The organism is Lysobacter sp. GQ73 (genome assembly GCF_059758755.1).
On the sequence record NZ_JCAXEE010000008.1, the window covers coordinates 203,102 to 219,885 of the forward strand.

Annotated in this window: 12 protein-coding genes; 10 read left to right on the forward strand and 2 right to left on the reverse strand. The window is 68.2% G+C overall.

The genetic code is table 11. The features are described 5' to 3' along the window. Positions 1 to 110: 110 nt before the first annotated feature. The 8 genes from AC6CH2_RS20080 to AC6CH2_RS20115 all read left to right on the forward strand — a co-directional run bounded on the left by AC6CH2_RS20080 (position 111) and on the right by AC6CH2_RS20115 (position 11,404). Complete coding sequence (locus AC6CH2_RS20080; RefSeq protein ID WP_498270754.1) at positions 111 to 986, forward strand: TorF family putative porin; 876 nt, start codon at positions 111 to 113, stop codon at positions 984 to 986. Between the two features lie 46 nt (positions 987 to 1,032). Further along, complete coding sequence (locus AC6CH2_RS20085; RefSeq protein WP_031373127.1) at positions 1,033 to 1,371, forward strand: P-II family nitrogen regulator; 339 nt, start codon at positions 1,033 to 1,035, stop codon at positions 1,369 to 1,371. 20 nt (positions 1,372 to 1,391) lie between these two features. Beyond that, on the forward strand, positions 1,392 to 2,765 hold the full coding sequence (locus AC6CH2_RS20090) for an ammonium transporter (protein WP_498270755.1): 1,374 nt from the start codon (positions 1,392 to 1,394) through the stop codon (positions 2,763 to 2,765). 253 nt (positions 2,766 to 3,018) lie between these two features. Next, a complete protein-coding gene (locus AC6CH2_RS20095) occupies positions 3,019 to 3,870 on the forward strand; it encodes a helix-turn-helix transcriptional regulator (RefSeq protein ID WP_498270756.1) in 852 nt (283 codons plus the stop codon). 24 nt (positions 3,871 to 3,894) lie between these two features. Then, the gene (locus AC6CH2_RS20100) at positions 3,895 to 4,254 is read left to right on the forward strand and encodes a VOC family protein (RefSeq protein WP_435395913.1); all 360 of its coding nucleotides are present in this window, start codon (positions 3,895 to 3,897) and stop codon (positions 4,252 to 4,254) included. Between the two features lie 506 nt (positions 4,255 to 4,760). Beyond that, positions 4,761 to 6,143 carry a S8 family peptidase gene (locus AC6CH2_RS20105; protein ID WP_498270757.1) on the forward strand — a complete coding sequence of 461 codons (1,383 nt, stop codon included), beginning with the start codon at positions 4,761 to 4,763 and terminating at the stop codon, positions 6,141 to 6,143. A 496-nt stretch (positions 6,144 to 6,639) separates the two neighbouring features. Beyond that, entirely contained in the window at positions 6,640 to 9,318 is a 2,679-nt protein-coding gene (locus tag AC6CH2_RS20110; protein ID WP_498270758.1) for a TonB-dependent receptor, read from the forward strand. Positions 9,319 to 9,841: 523 nt separating this feature from the next. Then, entirely contained in the window at positions 9,842 to 11,404 is a 1,563-nt protein-coding gene (locus tag AC6CH2_RS20115; RefSeq protein WP_435395910.1) for a sodium/sugar symporter, read from the forward strand. Between the two features lie 98 nt (positions 11,405 to 11,502). Here AC6CH2_RS20115 and AC6CH2_RS20120 read toward each other — a convergent pair whose 3' ends face one another. After that, positions 11,503 to 12,528: a LacI family DNA-binding transcriptional regulator gene (locus tag AC6CH2_RS20120; protein WP_057919500.1), complete on the reverse strand. Its 1,026-nt coding sequence runs from the start codon at positions 12,526 to 12,528 to the stop codon at positions 11,503 to 11,505. A 146-nt stretch (positions 12,529 to 12,674) separates the two neighbouring features. Here AC6CH2_RS20120 and AC6CH2_RS20125 point away from each other — a divergent pair, with 146 nt between their 5' ends. Together AC6CH2_RS20125 and AC6CH2_RS20130 are read left to right on the forward strand one after the other, a co-directional pair. Continuing rightward, positions 12,675 to 15,263 carry a glycoside hydrolase family 3 protein gene (locus tag AC6CH2_RS20125; protein WP_498270759.1) on the forward strand — a complete coding sequence of 863 codons (2,589 nt, stop codon included), beginning with the start codon at positions 12,675 to 12,677 and terminating at the stop codon, positions 15,261 to 15,263. Between the two features lie 166 nt (positions 15,264 to 15,429). After that, positions 15,430 to 15,999: a response regulator transcription factor gene (locus AC6CH2_RS20130; RefSeq protein WP_498270798.1), complete on the forward strand. Its 570-nt coding sequence runs from the start codon at positions 15,430 to 15,432 to the stop codon at positions 15,997 to 15,999. Positions 16,000 to 16,325: 326 nt separating this feature from the next. On the opposite strand, the gene AC6CH2_RS20135 is transcribed toward AC6CH2_RS20130, so the two are convergent. Then, positions 16,326 to 16,781: a copper chaperone PCu(A)C gene (locus AC6CH2_RS20135; RefSeq protein WP_498270760.1), complete on the reverse strand. Its 456-nt coding sequence runs from the start codon at positions 16,779 to 16,781 to the stop codon at positions 16,326 to 16,328. Positions 16,782 to 16,784 lie beyond the last annotated feature (3 nt).

The following is a 16,784-nucleotide window of genomic DNA, read 5'->3' on the forward strand; positions in this document are numbered from 1 at the left end:
GTCCGACCGCGCGTCCATCTCCGGCCCGAGCACGACGAAGGCGTCGACGCGGCCGGAACGCAACGAAGCAATGACCGGGGAGGGGCCACCGCTTATGAGGAGCCTGCGTCATGTCGTTAGATAGCAAAACCGAAAGCGCCGGCGCCACCGGCAAGACCGCGCGAACCAGGTTCGCGCGAGCCACGACCGCACCAGCCACGACCGCACCAGCCAGGACCGCACGAGCCAGGACCGCACGAGTCAAAGCTGCGCTCGCCACCGCGCTCGCGTTCGCCGCGCTCGCGGCCACGACTGCACACGCCGGAACCTCGGGCTCGATGAGCCTGACCAGCGACTACCTGTTCCGTGGGGTGTCGCAGACCAACCAGAACCCCGCCTTGCAGGGCGGCATCGAATACGCGCACGACAGCGGTTTCTACGCCGGCGCCTGGGGCAGCAACGTCAGTTGGCTGTCCGACACCGTCGTGATCGGCGACGACATCTCCAACAGCCTCGAACTCGACGGCTACATGGGCTACCGCGGCAAGGCCGGCGAGCTGTTCTCCTACGACGTCGGCGTGCTGACCTATTACTACCCCGGCGACTACCCGAGTGGCTTCAACAGCCCCGACACCACCGAGATCTACCTCGGCGGCACTCTGGCGCCGTCGGAGACGGTCTCGGTCGGGCTCAAGTATTCGTATGCCGTGACCGACCTGTTCGGCTATGCCGATTCCGACGGCAGCGGCTACCTCGACGCCAACCTCAACTGGACCTTCCAGCCGAGTTGGACGCTCAACGTCCACGGCGGCAAGCAGTGGATCGAGCACAACAAGGATTTCGAGTACGCCGACTGGAAAGTGGGCGTGACCAAGAGCTTCGACAGCGGTTTCTCGGTCGCCGCCGCCTACAGCGACACCGATGCCGGAGAGGCTTTCTATACCAACGCTCACGGCAACTTCCTCGCCGACGACGCTTTCACCCTGACCGTGACCAAGGCGTTCTGAGCACGCCCGGCGCACGACCGCACACGAACCATCACGGAGCCGCGAGATGAAACTGATCATTGCCATCATCCGCCCGTTCAAGCTCGACGAGGTGCGCGAAGCGCTGACCGAAGTCGGCGTGTCGGGCATCACCGTCACCGAAGTCAAAGGCTTCGGACGCCAGAAGGGCCACACCGAGCTGTACCGCGGCGCCGAGTACGTCGTCGATTTCCTGCCCAAGCTCAAGATCGAGTGCGCCGTCCCCGACAGTCTGCTCGACGCGGCTCTGGAATCGATCCAGAACGCCGCCCGCACCGGCAAGGTCGGCGACGGAAAAATCATCGTCCTGCCGGTCGAGAACACGGTGCGCATCCGCACCGGCGAACTCGACGACGACGCCCTGTGACCCTCCACGCGAGAAACGAAATGAACCACACGATGATCGAATCCCGCTCGCGCGAGCGGATCGCAGGCCCCCTGGCCCTGGCCGCCGCACCGGTGTTGGCGTTGTTGTCGGCCGGCGCCGCGCGGGCGCAGGAAACCGCCGCAGCGGCCGCGCCGGTGGTCGACAAGGGCGACGTCGCCTGGATGCTGACCTCGACCCTGCTGGTGCTGCTGATGACGGTGCCGGGCCTGGCCCTGTTCTACGGCGGCCTGGTGCGCTCCAAGAACGTCCTGTCGGTGTTGATGCAGGTGTTGGCGGTGTTCTCGCTGATCGTACTGCTGTGGGTGACTTACGGTTACTCGCTGGCGTTCGGCGGCGGCAACGCCTTCATCGGCACCTTCGACAAGCTGTTCCTCAAGGGCGTCGACAAGGCCTCGCTCGCGGCCACCTTCACCGCCGGTGTGTCCCTGCCGGAGTACGTCTTCATCGCCTTCCAGTCGACCTTCGCCGGCATCACCGGCGCGCTGATCGTCGGCGCCTTCGCCGAGCGCATCAAGTTCTCGGCGGTGCTGCTGTTCTCGGCGATCTGGTTCACCTTCGCCTACCTGCCGATCGCGCACATGGTCTGGTACGGGCCCGACGGTTATCTGTTCGCCAAAGGCGCGATCGACTTCGCCGGCGGCACGGTGGTGCACATCAACGCCGGCATCGCCGGCCTGGTCGGCGCCTATTTCGTCGGCAAGCGGGTGGGCTACGGACGCGAGGCGATCAAGCCGCACAACGTCACCTTCACCATGATCGGCGCGTCGCTGTTGTGGGTGGGCTGGTTCGGCTTCAATGCCGGCTCCAACCTGGAAGCCACCGCCGGCGCGGCGCTGGCCTTCCTCAACACCCTGCTGGCGACGGCCGCGGCGGCGCTGGCCTGGAGCCTGGTGGAGAAGGTGATCAAGGGCAAGCCGTCGATGCTCGGCGGCGCTTCGGGCGTGGTCGCCGGCCTGGTCGCGATCACCCCGGCCTGCGGCACGGTCGGTCCGTTCGGCGCGATCGCGATCGGCGCGATCGCCGGCGCCTTGTGCGTGTGGGGCGTGCACGGTCTCAAGCGTCTGCTGCGCGCCGACGACGCCCTCGACGTGTTCGGCGTGCACGGCCTCGGCGGCATCATCGGCGCCTTGTTGACCGGCGTGTTCAGCTCGCCCGCGCTCGGCGGCTTCGGCCTCGGCGCCGGCAACGACAGCATCGCCGAGCAGCTGGGCGTGCAGGCCCTGAGCGTCGGCATCACCGTGATCTGGTCGGGCGTGGTCTCGGTGGTCGCCTTCGCGATCGTCAAGTTCGTGGTCGGCCTGCGCGTGCCGGAGGAATCCGAACGCGAAGGCCTGGATATCACCACTCATGGCGAGTCGGCTTACGAGAGTTGAGGGTTGGGTGAGGAAGTAAACAGGAGTGAGTGGGGAGGAGTGAGTAGGCAGGAGCGGGCAAAGAGTAGGCAGGAACCAGGAACGAGTGGGCTGCTGGTCTAGACGACGCCCCGAAGCGATACGGTATTGGCGCCGACCCCGCCCGACCCCTCGAGCCCTCATTCTCACTCCTCGCTTCTCACTCCTCTCCACACTGCCAAAGCGCGCAACCCGGTCATTGCCAGCGCTGCCGCCCGGGCCTAGCATCGGCGGCATGCAGATCATTCCGCTCAGCGAAGGCGCATCGCTCCACGCGGTCGACTACCGCTGCGGGGCGGGGCCGCGGGATGCGCCCTTCGTCGAGCGCCACCGCAGCCACTGCATTTCCTACGTGCGCCGCGGCAGCTTCGGTTATCGCGTGCGCGGCGAGGCCTACGAACTGGTCGCCGGCAGCGTGTTGGTCGGCCGTGCCGGCGACGAGTTCCTGTGCACCCATGAACACCACGGCTGCGGCGACGAATGCCTGTCGTTCCATCTGTCGCCGGCGCTCGTCGACGAACTCGGCGCCAGCAGCGCGTTGTGGCGCGCCGGCGGCGTGCCGCCGTTGCCGGAACTGATGGTCTGGGGCGAACTCGCCCAGGCCGCGGCGGAGGGGCGCAGCGATCTCGGCGTCGATGAGGTCGGCCTGCTGTTGGCGCGGCGTTGCGTCGACACCGTCGATGGTGCGGCTGGCAAACGCCTGCGGCCGCGCGCCGCCGATCGCCGCCGCGCGGTCGAGGCGGCGATGTGGCTGGACGCGAACGCACATCGCTCGGTCGGCCTGGACGACGGCGCGCGCATCGCCGGGGTCAGCGCCTTCCATTTCCTGCGCCTGTTCGCCGATGCGCTCGGGGTCACTCCGCATCAATACCTGCTGCGTGCGCGCCTGCGCCGGGCCGCTTCCTTGCTGGCCGACCCGAAGCGGCCGATTACCGAGGTCGCTTACGACAGCGGCTTCGCCGACTTGTCCAACTTCAGCCGCAGCTTCCATCGGGCGGCCGGGGTCTCGCCGCGCCGCTTCCGCCAGGCTGCGCACGGCGACCGCAAGATTTTCCAAGAACGCATCGGCCGCGGCGCGGCAAGCTGACCTCCCTTTCGAGGAGGTTCCCTCATGTACGACCACGTCGGTTTGAAGGTGCGCGATCTCGCCGCCAGCCTGAAGTTCTACCGTGCCGCATTGAAGCCGCTCGGCCACGTCGTCGGCTCCAGCGACGACAGCGGCGCCGGGCTCGGCCCGAAGGACGCGCCGGCACTGTGGCTGTATCCCGACGGCGATGCGCGCGGCGGTGCGCATGTCGCATTCCGCGCCGGCAGCCGCGCCGCCGTCGACGGCTTCCATCGCGAAGGCGTCAAGGCCGGCGGCCGCGACAACGGCGGCGCCGGTCTGCGCGAGGATTACGGCGCCGGCTATTACGCCGCGTTCCTGCTCGACCCAGACGGCCATAACGTCGAAGCGGTCTACATGGAGTAAGCCGACGAGGCATCGGCCGCTGCCGTGGCCGCGCCGCCGGCGCCGCGAGCGGGCCGGCGGCGCGACCGCGGCTGCCTGGGCGATGCGTCGTAAGCGGCGAACTTCTGCCGGCGCATCGGCCGGCGGGCCTTGGCGCGCCACTCTCGGTTGCAATTTTCCAATGGCGAAAAAATAGCCGGCCAGAATTTTCGCGCCTGCCGTCGCAGTTCGAGCGTAGGCGCGCGAACGGCGCAAGTGCAGAGCATTCGTTCAGTCTCCGCGCGACATCGCGGTCGAATCCCATATCCATCCCGCACGTTCTCGAATGCGCTGTGATGCAGATGCGTTTGCGTATTGCGCGTCCGGCGTCAGTGCCTAGGCTGCCTAGCGCGGACATAGCGCTGTGTCCGCGCCACGTCCGGACGCGCTCGCGCAAGACCGCAGTCCTCGAAACAGTCGATCGCGAGAGAGAACCAGGACGGTTCCGCCGCATACCGCGGCCTACGAAGCCTCACGGGAGTTTCGCAATGTCTCAGCCATCAATCTCCACCCTGCGCCGGCACGCGCTGGCGGTCGCCACCGTTTCCATCCTCCTTGCCGCGCCGGCGTTCGCCGCCGACCGCGTCAACCTCAGCAGTCTCGATCCCGACCGGCCGGTCGCCGGTTTCGTCGTCGCCTACAAGTCGGGCACGCCGAAAGCGCTCGACTTCCAGCGCGAACTCAGCACCGCCGTCGCCGTGCTCGGCCGCAAGGACCTGAGCGTCAAGCACGCCGGCCCGGTCTCGACCGGCGCCGAACTGATCGAAGTCAGCCGTCCGCTCGACGTGGTCGAAGCGACCACGCTGATGCAGCGGATCGCGGCCAATCCGGACATCGAATACGTCGAGCCCAACTCGATCTTCCAGCCGATCCTGACCCCGAACGACCCGAGCTATCCCTCGCAATACGGCCTGCACGGCGTCGCCGGCGGCATTCGCGCCAACACCGCCTGGGACAACGGCTATCAGGGCCAGGGCAAGATCATCGCGGTGATCGACACCGGCATCACCGCGCATCCCGATCTCGCCGCCAACCTGACCTCGCCGGCCGGCTACGACTTCATCACCAACGTCGCCACCGCCAACGACGGCAACGCCCGCGACAGCAACCCGGCCGACCCCGGCGACTGGTGCGGCGCCAATCCGTCGAGCTGGCACGGCACCCACGTCACCGGCATCGCCGCGGCGGTCACCAACAACGCGGTCGGCGTCGCCGGCACCGCGTTCCGTTCCAAGGTGCTGACCGCGCGCGCGCTCGGCAAGTGCGGCGGCACCCTGGTCGACATCGCCGATGCGATCACCTGGGCTTCGGGCGGCACCGTCGCCGGCGTGCCCGCGGTCGGCGCCAACAAGGCGGTGGTGATCAACCTCAGCCTCGGCGGCAGCGGCGCCTGCAGCTCGACCTTCCAGAACGCGATCAACGGCGCGGTGTCGCGCGGGGTGACCGTGGTGGTCGCGGCCGGCAACAGCAACGCCAACGCGGCGAACTTCCAGCCGGCCAGCTGCCTCAACGTGATCACCGTCGGCGCCAGCACTTCGGCCGGCGGCAAGGCCAGCTTCTCCAACTGGGGCACCACATCGGTGGTCGACGTGGCGGCGCCGGGCGTGGGCATCCTGTCCACGCTCAACAACGGCAGCACTACTCCGGGCGCAGCCAGCTACGCCAACTACAACGGCACCTCGATGGCGGCGCCGTTCGTGGCCGGGGTGGTGGCGCTGATGCAGTCCAAGCCCGCGCCGGACGAATCGCCGGCGGTGATCGAACGCCTGATCAAGTCCACCGCGCGTCCGTTCCCGGTGCCGCCGGTGCCGCCGCAGTTGATCGGCACCGGCATCGTCAATGCCGATGCCGCGACCGACGCGATGCCGTAGTCGGGTCTCTCGTTCGCAAGGCACGCCCGGAACCCCGGCTTCGGCCGGGGTTCTTCATTGGCGCGCCTCGGCGCCGAGGGGATCGGCGAGAACATCGACGCGGTGGGCGCGAACGCGTGACGCATTGCGCAAACCGGCGCGCACCCGGCGACGCGCAACGAACGTCGAGTTCCATCGGCGTCGGCGCCTGCGCCCCCGACTTTGGTCGCAGGCCGGCAACGGCCGCACGCGCATTGAAACCGCTTACGTGCCGGTGAATGCGCGTTGCGCGTGATCCGCATCACGCTCCCGCGAGACAGTCGTCCCGGCACCTACACGAGCATCGGTCGAGCGACGCGACCATGTTGCATCGCCGCATTCTGTCCTTAAGTTGACAGCGCTGTCATGGCCGCGCTACAAGCTTTCCGCACTGCCGCCGGTCCGACTTCGCGGCGCGCGCTCACACCACACACAACAACGATCGGCTCGCAGCCGGCCCCGGGGAGGGGATGTCCTGATGAACCTGCCTATGCACCAGCGTGTCCGCGGTTCGACCTTGAGTTTTGCGATCTTCGCCGCGCTGATGGCCGGCCACGCCGCCGCCCAGGACACCGCGTCGTCGCCCGCCGAGGCGCCCGCCGCATCGGGCAAGGAAGCCACCGACCTGGATTCGGTGATCGTCACCGTCGAACGCCGCGAGCAAAGCCTGCAGAAGTACGCCGGCACCGCGCAGGCCTTGTCGCAGGACGATCTGCGCGGGCTCGGCATCAATAACGAGCTGCGCCAGATGCAGGTCGCGGTGCCCGGCCTGAGCATCGCCAACCAGGAAGGCGCGACCGAAGTCTTCATTCGCGGCGTCGGCTCGTCCAACAACACCGAGCTCGGCGACCCGGGCGCGGCGCCGCACGTCAACGGCGCCTACATCCCGCGTCCGCGCGGCCTCGGCGGCATGTTCTACGACCTGGAACGGGTCGAGATCAACAAGGGTCCGCAAGGCACCTTGCGCGGCCGCAACGCACTCGCCGGCACCCTCAACATCGTCACCAAGAAGCCCGAACTCGGCGGGCAGTTCAGCGGCTATGTGCAGGGCGAGGTCGGCAACCGCGACCAGAAGGGTTACGAGACCGCGCTCAACTTCCCGCTCGGCGAATACGCTGCGCTGCGTTTCGCCGGCTATCACATCGAGAAGAACGCCGGCTTCAAGAACGTAGGCCTGTGGCAGCACCTCGACCCGGCCGGCATCCAGGACGACAGCGCCGGACGCCTGTCGTTCCTGTACGAGCCCGACGACAAGCTGTCGGTGTTCGCGATGCTCGATGTCGGCCGCGAGCTCGGCACCGGCTATCCCGGCGCCGGCCTGTTCCGAGCCGCCGAGGAGGGCTATACCTCCGAAGACATCGACATGCGCGAGGTGATCTACCGCGGCGTGCAGGGCAAGGTCGACAACAAGCTGTGGGGCTTCCAGGGCACGGTGCGCTACGACTTCGGCGGCGTCGCCCTGGAGTACAACGGCAGCTACCGCGACGTCGACTACTTCCAGATCAACGCCGCCGCCGACGGCAACACCTGGCCGGGGCGCGACCTGCGCGCGCGTCCGCCGGGCGAGCCGGCGACCTGGGGCGGCATCGACTACGACAACTTCGGCACCAACTACCTGCAGGCGCGTTCGCAGTCGCAGACCCACGAACTGCGCCTGTCGTCCGACGACGACGCGCGCTTCCGCTGGACCACCGGCGGCTTCTACTTCCACGAAAAGCAGCAGGTCGGCTTCTTCGCTCTCGCCGACAAGGGCGCGTTCTACTCGGGCACCGAATTCACCATGCCCGACGTGGACGGCAAGTCCTGGGCGGCCTTCGGCGACGGCACCTTCGACGTCAACGAACGCCTGCGCGTCAAGGGCGGCGTGCGCTACACCGACGAGCGCAAGTCGCGCGACGGCATCGGCGGCAACTGGACCATCGGCCTGGGCGGCGACGGCGGCGTGTTCCAGACCCGCCTCGGCACCGAAGGCTTCAAGCCGACCCTGCTCGACCGGCCGTCGTTCGACGTGACCGGCTTGACCAGCAATGCCGACCTCGCCCGCTTCCTGCTGCAGGGCGTGCTGCAGGCCGGCGCGCGCGACACCATGCAGCAGCAACTGGCCGGAATCGTCGACGGCAGCCGCCCGAACGGCACCTGCGTCGACCGGCCCGACACCGGCGGCAACACCGTCAACTGCCCGGCCGACGGCCAGCACAGCTTCATCGCGCTCGGCGTGCCGTCGGCGCAGCACGGCTCCAGCGCCTTCGACTTCATCGACTGGCGCCTGGGCTTCGAGTACGACCTCAGCGAACGCAACCTGCTGTACGCGACCGTCTCCACCGGACACAAGGCCGGCGGCTTCAACGACAGCTTCGACGTCAACGTGATTCCGGAAACCTACAAGCCGGAGAAACTGACCGCGTTCGAGATCGGCTCGAAGAACTCGTTCGAGTTCCTCGGCCGCACCTCGACCTTCAACGTCAGCGGTTTCTACTACGACTACGACGACCAGGTCTTCCAGGACCTCAGCGTGATCGCTTTCAATCCGGACGGCGAAGCCACCGGTTTCGCCCTGGTCAACCGCAACGTCGGCAAGTCCGAGCTGTACGGCATCGAGGCCGAGAGCCGGCTCCGCTTCGGCGGCGGCTTCACCCTCGACCTCAACGCGCTGTACCTGGAGACCGAGATCAAGGAGGGCATGGTCGCCGACGTGCGCAGCCAGGACTTCGGCAACGGCGGCATCACCTCGCAGATCGACCTGTCCGGCAACGACCTGCCGCTGTCCTCGAAGTACACCTTCAACGCGCGTCTGCAACAGGCCATCGAGTTCTCGCGCGGCACCTTCGACTGGCAGGTGCTGGCCGCGTATCGCTCCTCGTTCTTCCTGACCCAGTACAACGACCGCGAGGTGGTGTTCCTGCGCGACACCGCCGGCACCGTCGACCGCATCGAGGACTCGGCGACCGCGGGCTTCCCGGACGAGCAGAAGGGCTTCACCCAGATCAACGCCGGCGCCGGCTTCACCACGCTCGACGGGGCCTGGCGCGTCGAAGTCTGGGGCAGCAACCTGACCAACAAGGACGTGTCGCAGAAGGCTCTGGTCGGTTCCGGCGTCAACACCCGCTTCCTCAACGATGCGCGCAGCTACGGCGTGCGAGTGCGCTGGAACTTCTGATGGCGGCAGCGCCCTGTCCCAAGCCCCGCGCTCCGTCCCGCACGAACCCCCACGTCGTGCGGGCGGGGCGCTGGGTGCCGGCGGCGGGTGCAGGCGAAGGCCGGACGGTGCTGACGTCGTCGCTCATCCGTCATTCCCGCAAAGGCGGAACTCGCTCGTATTCGGCGGCAGCCGGACATCCAGAGCCCTATGCAGGTGCGGCACCGAAGTCTCTGGATGCTTGGCTGTCGCCGAAGAAAGCCAGAGCCCGCCTTCGCGGCAACGAGGCCTGGTGGGCTTCGCGGGCAGATATCGGCTCGGGCCGGCGTGTAGAGATCGATGCGATGGACGCATCCGGCCTCGTAGCTGGTCCGGCGTCGGCACCGCCGCTTCAATGCCACGCCCGTTCCCGGCACGCCTCCTCCCCGATACGCCCAATCGCCACTGCAATCGAATTCATGCACCCACAGCGGCCGCAGCCGTGGCCGCGCCCTGCGGCAGCGGGTAGAACGGCGAAGACACCGCCCCGGACAGACAGGACCGCATGAAACTCTCCCTGCTCGACACCCTCATCGTTCTGGTCTACCTGGCCGGCGTTTTCGCTCTCGCGCAGTGGGTCTCGCGCGAAAAAGCCGGGCACGAGAAGACCGCGAAGGATTACTTCCTCGCCAGCAAGGCGCTGCCGTGGTGGGCGATCGGCGCTTCGCTGATCGCCGCCAACATCTCGGCCGAACAGATCATCGGCATGTCGGGCTCCGGTTACGCGCTGGGCCTGGCGATCGCCTCCTACGAATGGATGGCCGCCGCGACCCTGCTCGTGGTCGGCAAGTTCTTTCTGCCGATCTTCCTGCGCAACGGCATCTACACCATGCCGCAGTTCCTGGAAGAACGTTACGGCAACCGCATCCGCACCCTGATGGCGGTGTTCTGGCTCGGCCTGTACGTGTTCGTCAATCTGACCTCGATCCTGTGGCTGGGGTCGCTGGCGATCGTGCAGGTGACCGGCATGGACCAGATGCTGGCGTTGAGCCTGCTCGGCGGTTTCGCCCTGGCCTATCAGCTCTACGGCGGGCTCAAGGCGGTCGCGCTGACCGACATCGTGCAGGTCTCGCTGCTGGTGCTCGGCGGCCTGCTGGTGGCCGGGCTGACCTTGAGCAAGATCGGAGACGGCGCCGGCATCGTCGCCGGCTTCAAGACGCTGTGGGCGACGCATCCGGAACACTTCAAGATGATCCTGCCGCCGGACAGCCCGTTCTACAAAGACCTGCCGGGCATCGGCGTGCTGGTCGGCGGCCTGTGGGTGGCGCACGTCAGCTACTGGGGCTTCAACCAATACATCATCCAGCGCGCCCTGGCCGCCAAGGACCTGCGCGAGGCGCAGAAGGGCATCGTGTTCGCGGCGATCCTCAAGCTGGTGCTGCCGGTCATCGTGGTGCTGCCGGGCATCGCCGCGGTGATGCTGGCGCCGGGCCTGGAGCGCAACGACGACGCCTATCCGGCGATGATGGCGCTGCTGCCGACCGGCGCGCTGGGCCTGGTGTTCGCGGCGCTGATCGCGGCGATCGTGGCCTCGCTGGCGTCGAAGATCAATTCGGTCGCGACCATTTTCACCCTGGATTTCTATGCCAAGCATCGTCCCGATGCGTCCGAGCGCAAGCTGGTGCGGATCGGCCGCATCGCCGCGGCGGTGTCGATCGTGATCGGCATCCTGACCGCGCGCCCCCTGCTCGGCAGCTTCGACCAGGGCTTCCAGTACATCCAGGAATACACCGGTTTCTTCACTCCGGGCATCGTGGTGATCTTCGTGCTGGGCCTGTTCTGGAAGCGCGCCAACGAAGCCGGCGCGCTTGCCGCGGCGGTAGGCTCGCTGGCGCTGTCGATCCTGCTCAAGCAGGTCTGGCCCGAGTTGCCTTTCGTCAACCGGGTCGGCGTGGTGTTCGTGCTGGCGGCGATCCTGGCCGTCGCGGTGTCGCTGTCGACGCCGTCCGGCGCCGGTCGCGACCGCATCGCCACCGACGGCGTCAGCTATGCCACCGCGCCTTCGTTCAACATCGCCGCGGTCGCCGTGCTGGCGATCCTGGTCGCGCTGTACACCTTGTTCTGGTGAGTGCGGTTGTTCCGGTGAGCGCGGCGGTTCTGGCGAGGGCGCGTACGCGAGTCCCGCGCTCCGCGGCGGTCCTCTCCTCGCACCGCTTGCGCGCCGGCTCAACGCCGGCGCGTGCGGCCCTTGCCGATCGGCCCGGTCGACTGGCGCAGCTGCAGCTCGTAGCCGGCAGTGATCATCTGGCCGCCGTCGGGCGCCTTGATGCGCTTGAACAGCTCGTGGGTCGCCAGGCGGCCCATCTCGCGGGTCGGCTGGCGCACCGTGGTCAGCGGCGGATAGATCTGGCGCGCGATCGGCGTGTCGTCGAAGCCGCACACCGAGACGTCGCCCGGAATCGACAAGCCCATCTCGCTGGCGGTGCGGATGGTGCCCGCGGCCATGTCGTCGTTGGCGGCGAAGATCGCGGTCGGCCGGTCGGCCATCAACAGCAGGCGCTGGGCGCAGATCGCGCCGGTGTCGTAATGGAAGTCGCCGTCGATCACCAACTCGGGATCGTAGGCGATGCCGGCCGCGGCGAGCCCGTCGCGGTAACCGTTCAAGCGCCACTGGCTGGCGCCGTGCTCGGGATGGCCCTTGATGTGGGCGATGCGGCGATGGCCGAGCGAAACCAAGTGGGCCATCATCTCGCGCACCGCGCGTTCCTCGTCGAGCACCACGCCGATGCGGCCGCCGCGCAGCTTCGGCGAAATATTGGCGTAGGGAATCCCGAGCTGGCCGAGACGCTTCATCAGGCCGGGGTGATCGGTCAGCGGCGGGGTCAGCACCAGGCCGTCGGCGCGCGAGTGCTGGATGATCTCGTCGACGTGGGCGAGGAACTTGCGTTCGCCGTAGGTCACCGGCGCCAGCATCAGGTTGTAGTGATGAGCGATGCAGGCATCGAGCATGCCGGCCTGCACTTCCATCAGATAGTTGCTCGAGGGATTGTCGTAGAGCAGCGCGACCAGGAACGAACGCTGGCCGGCGAGGCTGCGCGCGGATGGATTGGGGCGGTACTGCAACTTGCGCGCGGCGGCTTCGACGCGCTTGCGCGTCTCCTCGCTGACGTTCGGTTCCTGGTTGAGTACGCGCGAGACGGTCTTCATCGACACGCCCGCCGCTTCCGCTACATCTTCGATGCGTACTCGCATGACCGGTCGTTTCCCTTGCCGCGTGTTCCGCGCATTTTGCCAGAATACGCGCCGAATACTCATCTATCGCGCGCGACGACGACGAACGGATTCGCAGATCGCGTCCCGTTTCGCGCCCCAACGCATCGCCCCAACAGGAGTGAACCATGAATGCATCGACGAGCGAACGCGTTCGCGCCGCGGTTCCATCGATCCAGGCGCGCCGGCCGCGGCGCGGCTGGCGGCTGTGCGCGCTCGCCCTGGCCTTGCTGCCGGCCCTGGCCGCCGCGGCGGACGTCGCGGCGACGATCGACCCGGCCCACTGGCCGGCGCTGAAGGCGCCGATTCCGCGCGACGAGGCGCTGGAGCGGCGCATCGTCGAGCTGATGGCGAAGATGAGCGTGGAGGAGAAGGTCGGCCAGATCGTCCAGGCCGACATCAACAGCGCCTCGCCCGAGGACGTGCGCAAATACCACCTGGGCTCGATCTTGGCCGGCGGCAACTCCGAACCCGGCGGCATTTCCGAGCCCGGCGGGCGCTACGACGCGCCGCCGCAGGAGTGGCTCGACATCGCCGACCGCTTCTATGCGGCCTCGATGGACGTCAGCGACGGCAAGGTCGCGATACCGATCCTGTTCGGCATCGACGCGGTGCACGGCCACAATAATCTGATCGGCGCGACCCTGTTCCCGCACAACATCGGTCTGGGCGCGACGCGCAACCCCGAGCTGATCCGGCGCATCGGCGAGGTCACCGCGGCGGAAGTGCGTGCGACCGGCATGGAATGGACCTTCGCGCCGACCCTGACGGTCCCGCGCGACGACCGCTGGGGCCGCACCTACGAAGGCTATTCGGAAGACCCGCGGGTAGTGGCCAGTTACGCCGCCGCGGCGATCGAAGGCCTGCAGGGCAAGCTGGGCACCAAGCAGTTCCTCGACGGCGCGCACGTGATCGCCACCGCCAAGCATTTCCTCGCCGACGGCGGCACCCTGGAGGGCCGCGATCAGGGCGACGCGCGCATCGGCGAGGCCGAACTGCGCGACGTTCACGGCGCCGGTTACCCGCCCGCGCTGGACGCCGGCGCACAGACGGTGATGGCTTCGTTCTCGAGCTGGCAGGGCCAGAAGATGCACGGCAACCAGGCGTTGCTGACCCAGGTGCTGAAGCAGCGGATGGGCTTCGACGGCTTCGTGGTCGGCGACTGGAACGCGCATGGCCAACTGACCGGGTGCAGCAACGACAATTGCGCGGCGGCGTTCAACGCCGGCGTCGACATGCTGATGGCGCCCGACAGTTGGCGCGGCTATTACGACAACGCGCTCAAGCAAGTGCGCAGCGGCGAGATCCCGATGGCGCGGCTCGACGACGCGGTCGCGCGGATTCTGCGGGTCAAGCTGCGCTTGGGTCTGTTCGAAGCCGGCGCGCCGTCCAAGCGCCCGCTCGGCGGCAAGTTCGAACTGCTCGGCAGCCCCGAGCACCGCGCGGTCGCGCGCCAGGCGGTGCGCGAATCGCTGGTGCTGCTGAAGAATCAGCGCGGCCTGCTGCCGTTGCGGCCGCAGCAGCGCATCCTGGTCGCCGGCGACGGCGCCGACGACATCGCCAAGCAGTCCGGCGGCTGGACCTTGAACTGGCAGGGCACCGGCCTGAAGCCGGCCGACTTCCCGAATGCGCAATCGATCTGGTCGGGCCTGCGCGAGCGCATCCAGGCCGCCGGCGGCCAGGCCGAACTCGCCGTGGACGGCCAGTACAAGAACAAGCCCGACGTCGCCATCGTCGTCTACGGCGAGGACCCGTACGCCGAATTCCAGGGCGACCTGCGCACGCTCGCGTTCCGGCCGACCCGCAACCCCGAACTCGAGCTGATCCAGCGTTTGAAGGCGCAGGGTATCGCGGTGGTCAGCGTGTTGCTGTCGGGCCGGCCGCTGTGGGTCAATCGCGAGATCAACGCGTCCGATGCCTTCGTCGCCGCGTGGTTGCCGGGCTCGGAAGGCGGCGGCGTCGCCGATGTGCTGTTGCGCGACGCCAAGGGCGGCATCGCCTACGACTTCAAGGGCAAGCTGCCTTACTCGTGGCCGAAGACTGCGGTGCAAGTGGCCAACGTCGGCGACAAGAACTACGCGCCGCAGTTCGCCTTCGGCTATGGCCTCAGTTATGCCCGCGGCGGCGAGGTCGCGGCCTTGCCGGAAGACCCGGGCACGACCGATCTCGACCAGCGTTCGATGCAGTTCCTCGGCCGCGGCGCCTTGCCGCGCGGCTGGCGTCTGCGCGTGGCTTCGCAAGGCCGGCACAGCGAAGCGAGCAAGCCGCCGTTGGCGACCGCGAATCGCGCGCTGGCGATCACCGCGGTCGACCATCAGGCGCAGGAGGACGCCTGGCGCGTGCAATGGAACGGCGATGCGACGGTGGAGTGGGTCGCCGACACGCCGGTCGAACTGGTGCGCGAGACCAACGGCGACGTGCAGTTGCTGATCGGCCTCAAGGTCGATGCGGTCGGCGCCGGCGAAACCAATCTGATCGCCGCCTGCGGCCCGAAATGCGAGTCCAAGGTGCCGTTCGGCGATACCTTGCGCGGCTTGCCGCGCGGCCAGTGGCTGCGGATCGGCGTGCCGCTGAAGTGCGTGCGTGCCGGCGGCGCCGACATGGCCAAGCTCGAGGTGCCGTTCGGCCTGCAGGCTTCGGCCGGCACCACCATCACCCTGCACGAAGTGGCCTACGGCACCGACGCCGACCGGGTCGTCGACTGCAAGCGCCAGTAAGCGGCCGGTTCGAAGCGGCTGAGGTCCGGGTCGTCGCTCGAGCCCCTCTCCCGTCCGCGGGAGAGGGGTTGGGGCGAGGGCCACCACAGCCTGGACATTCTGTCCTGTGGCAGTTTGCCGCAGGACCGCCGCGCGGCCATCGACTAGGATGCCGCGCATGAACGCAATGAGCAGTGGACGCCCGCTCCTCAGCGGCCTGATCGTCGACGACGACCCGGCCTATGCCGCGACCCTGCAGCGCAGCCTCGGTCGTCGCGGCGTCGACACCCGCATCGCGGCGAGCGTCGCCGAAACCCTGGACCTCGCCCTGCGTCAGATGCCGGCCTTCGCCCTGCTCGACCTCAAGCTGGGCCACGAGTCCGGCCTGCAGCTGATCCGGCCCCTGCGCGAATTGCGTGCCGACATGCGCATCGTGCTGGTGACCGGTTACGCCAGCGTCGCCACCGCGGTCGACGCGATCAAGCGCGGCGCCGACGATTACCTGCCCAAGCCGGCGAGCATCTCGAACATCCTCGCCGTGCTCGGCCTGGAGTCGCAGGACACGCCCCTGGTGCTGCCCGCTCCGGAGACGATGATGCCGTTGCGGCGGATGGAGTGGGAGCACATCCAGCAGGCCCTCAACGATACCGGCGGCAACATCTCCGCCACCGCCCGTCTGCTCGGCATGCATCGGCGTTCCCTGCAGCGCAAGCTGGGCAAACGACCGGGGCCAGAGCGTGGGTTGATCGGGTTTTGAGGTTTGGGCTTGAGGTTGGGGGACTCGGGACTCGGGACTCGGGACTCGGGATGCGGGATGCGGGATGCGGGATGCGGTTCGCGACGAATCGGTAAGGCACTGTAGGGGCGACGTAAGTCGCGACCCAGGGACGCGCAGAGACAACAACGCCGATGCCGACCATCGAAGCGGCGTATCTTCGCGGGAGTAGGAGCGGCGCAAGCCGCGACCGCGAATCTGCCCTTGCCGGCGCGGGCGATCGGGGTTGCACGGTCGCGGCTTACGCCGCTCCTAAAAAGGACTTAAGCCCGCATCGGTCCTATCCTTGCTGCGCCGCACGCCGCCGGTCACGGCGCGCCCGCGCCCAGCGCACGCACGGCCGCCCGCACGCGGGTCTCGCTGCGCCGCCCCGCGGCATCCTCGAACACCAAGGTGATCGGCACTTGCTCGCCGGCCGCCAGCGGCCGCTTCAGGCCGATCAACATGATGTGGTACCCGCCCGGCGCCAGCGCCACGCTGCGGCCGCGCGGCAGCGCCACCGCGGACACTTCGCGCATGCGCATCATCTGGCCCTGCATCGCCATCTCGTGCACTTCGGTGGCGTCCGCGACGTCCGAGCGCGCCGCGACCAGGCGCAGGTCGGTGCGCGCGGTCAGGCGCATGAAGGCGCCGGTCGCCTGTTGCTGCGGCACGCTCGCGCGCACCCACGGCGATTCGACCGCGACCGGCGGCGGTTGCGCCACGGCGTTCGCGCTCAGCAGCAGGGCTGCGGCGAGGGCGGCAAGCGGACGGATCGAGGTCATGGC

Bases quoted from the DNA above. Each gene is read 5' to 3' on its own strand.
- AC6CH2_RS20105 (WP_498270757.1), top strand. From the start codon at position 4,761: ATGTCTCAGCCATCAATCTCCACCCTGCGCCGGCACGCGCTGGCGGTC.
- AC6CH2_RS20090 (WP_498270755.1), top strand. From the start codon at position 1,392: ATGAACCACACGATGATCGAATCCCGCTCGCGCGAGCGGATCGCAGGC.
- AC6CH2_RS20110 (WP_498270758.1), top strand. From the start codon at position 6,640: ATGAACCTGCCTATGCACCAGCGTGTCCGCGGTTCGACCTTGAGTTTT.
- AC6CH2_RS20130 (WP_498270798.1), top strand. From the start codon at position 15,430: ATGAGCAGTGGACGCCCGCTCCTCAGCGGCCTGATCGTCGACGACGAC.
- AC6CH2_RS20080 (WP_498270754.1), top strand. From the start codon at position 111: ATGTCGTTAGATAGCAAAACCGAAAGCGCCGGCGCCACCGGCAAGACC.
- AC6CH2_RS20095 (WP_498270756.1), top strand. From the start codon at position 3,019: ATGCAGATCATTCCGCTCAGCGAAGGCGCATCGCTCCACGCGGTCGAC.
- AC6CH2_RS20115 (WP_435395910.1), top strand. From the start codon at position 9,842: ATGAAACTCTCCCTGCTCGACACCCTCATCGTTCTGGTCTACCTGGCC.
- AC6CH2_RS20120 (WP_057919500.1), bottom strand. From the start codon at position 12,528: ATGCGAGTACGCATCGAAGATGTAGCGGAAGCGGCGGGCGTGTCGATG.
- AC6CH2_RS20100 (WP_435395913.1), top strand. From the start codon at position 3,895: ATGTACGACCACGTCGGTTTGAAGGTGCGCGATCTCGCCGCCAGCCTG.
- AC6CH2_RS20135 (WP_498270760.1), bottom strand. From the start codon at position 16,781: ATGACCTCGATCCGTCCGCTTGCCGCCCTCGCCGCAGCCCTGCTGCTG.
- AC6CH2_RS20125 (WP_498270759.1), top strand. From the start codon at position 12,675: ATGAATGCATCGACGAGCGAACGCGTTCGCGCCGCGGTTCCATCGATC.
- AC6CH2_RS20085 (WP_031373127.1), top strand. From the start codon at position 1,033: ATGAAACTGATCATTGCCATCATCCGCCCGTTCAAGCTCGACGAGGTG.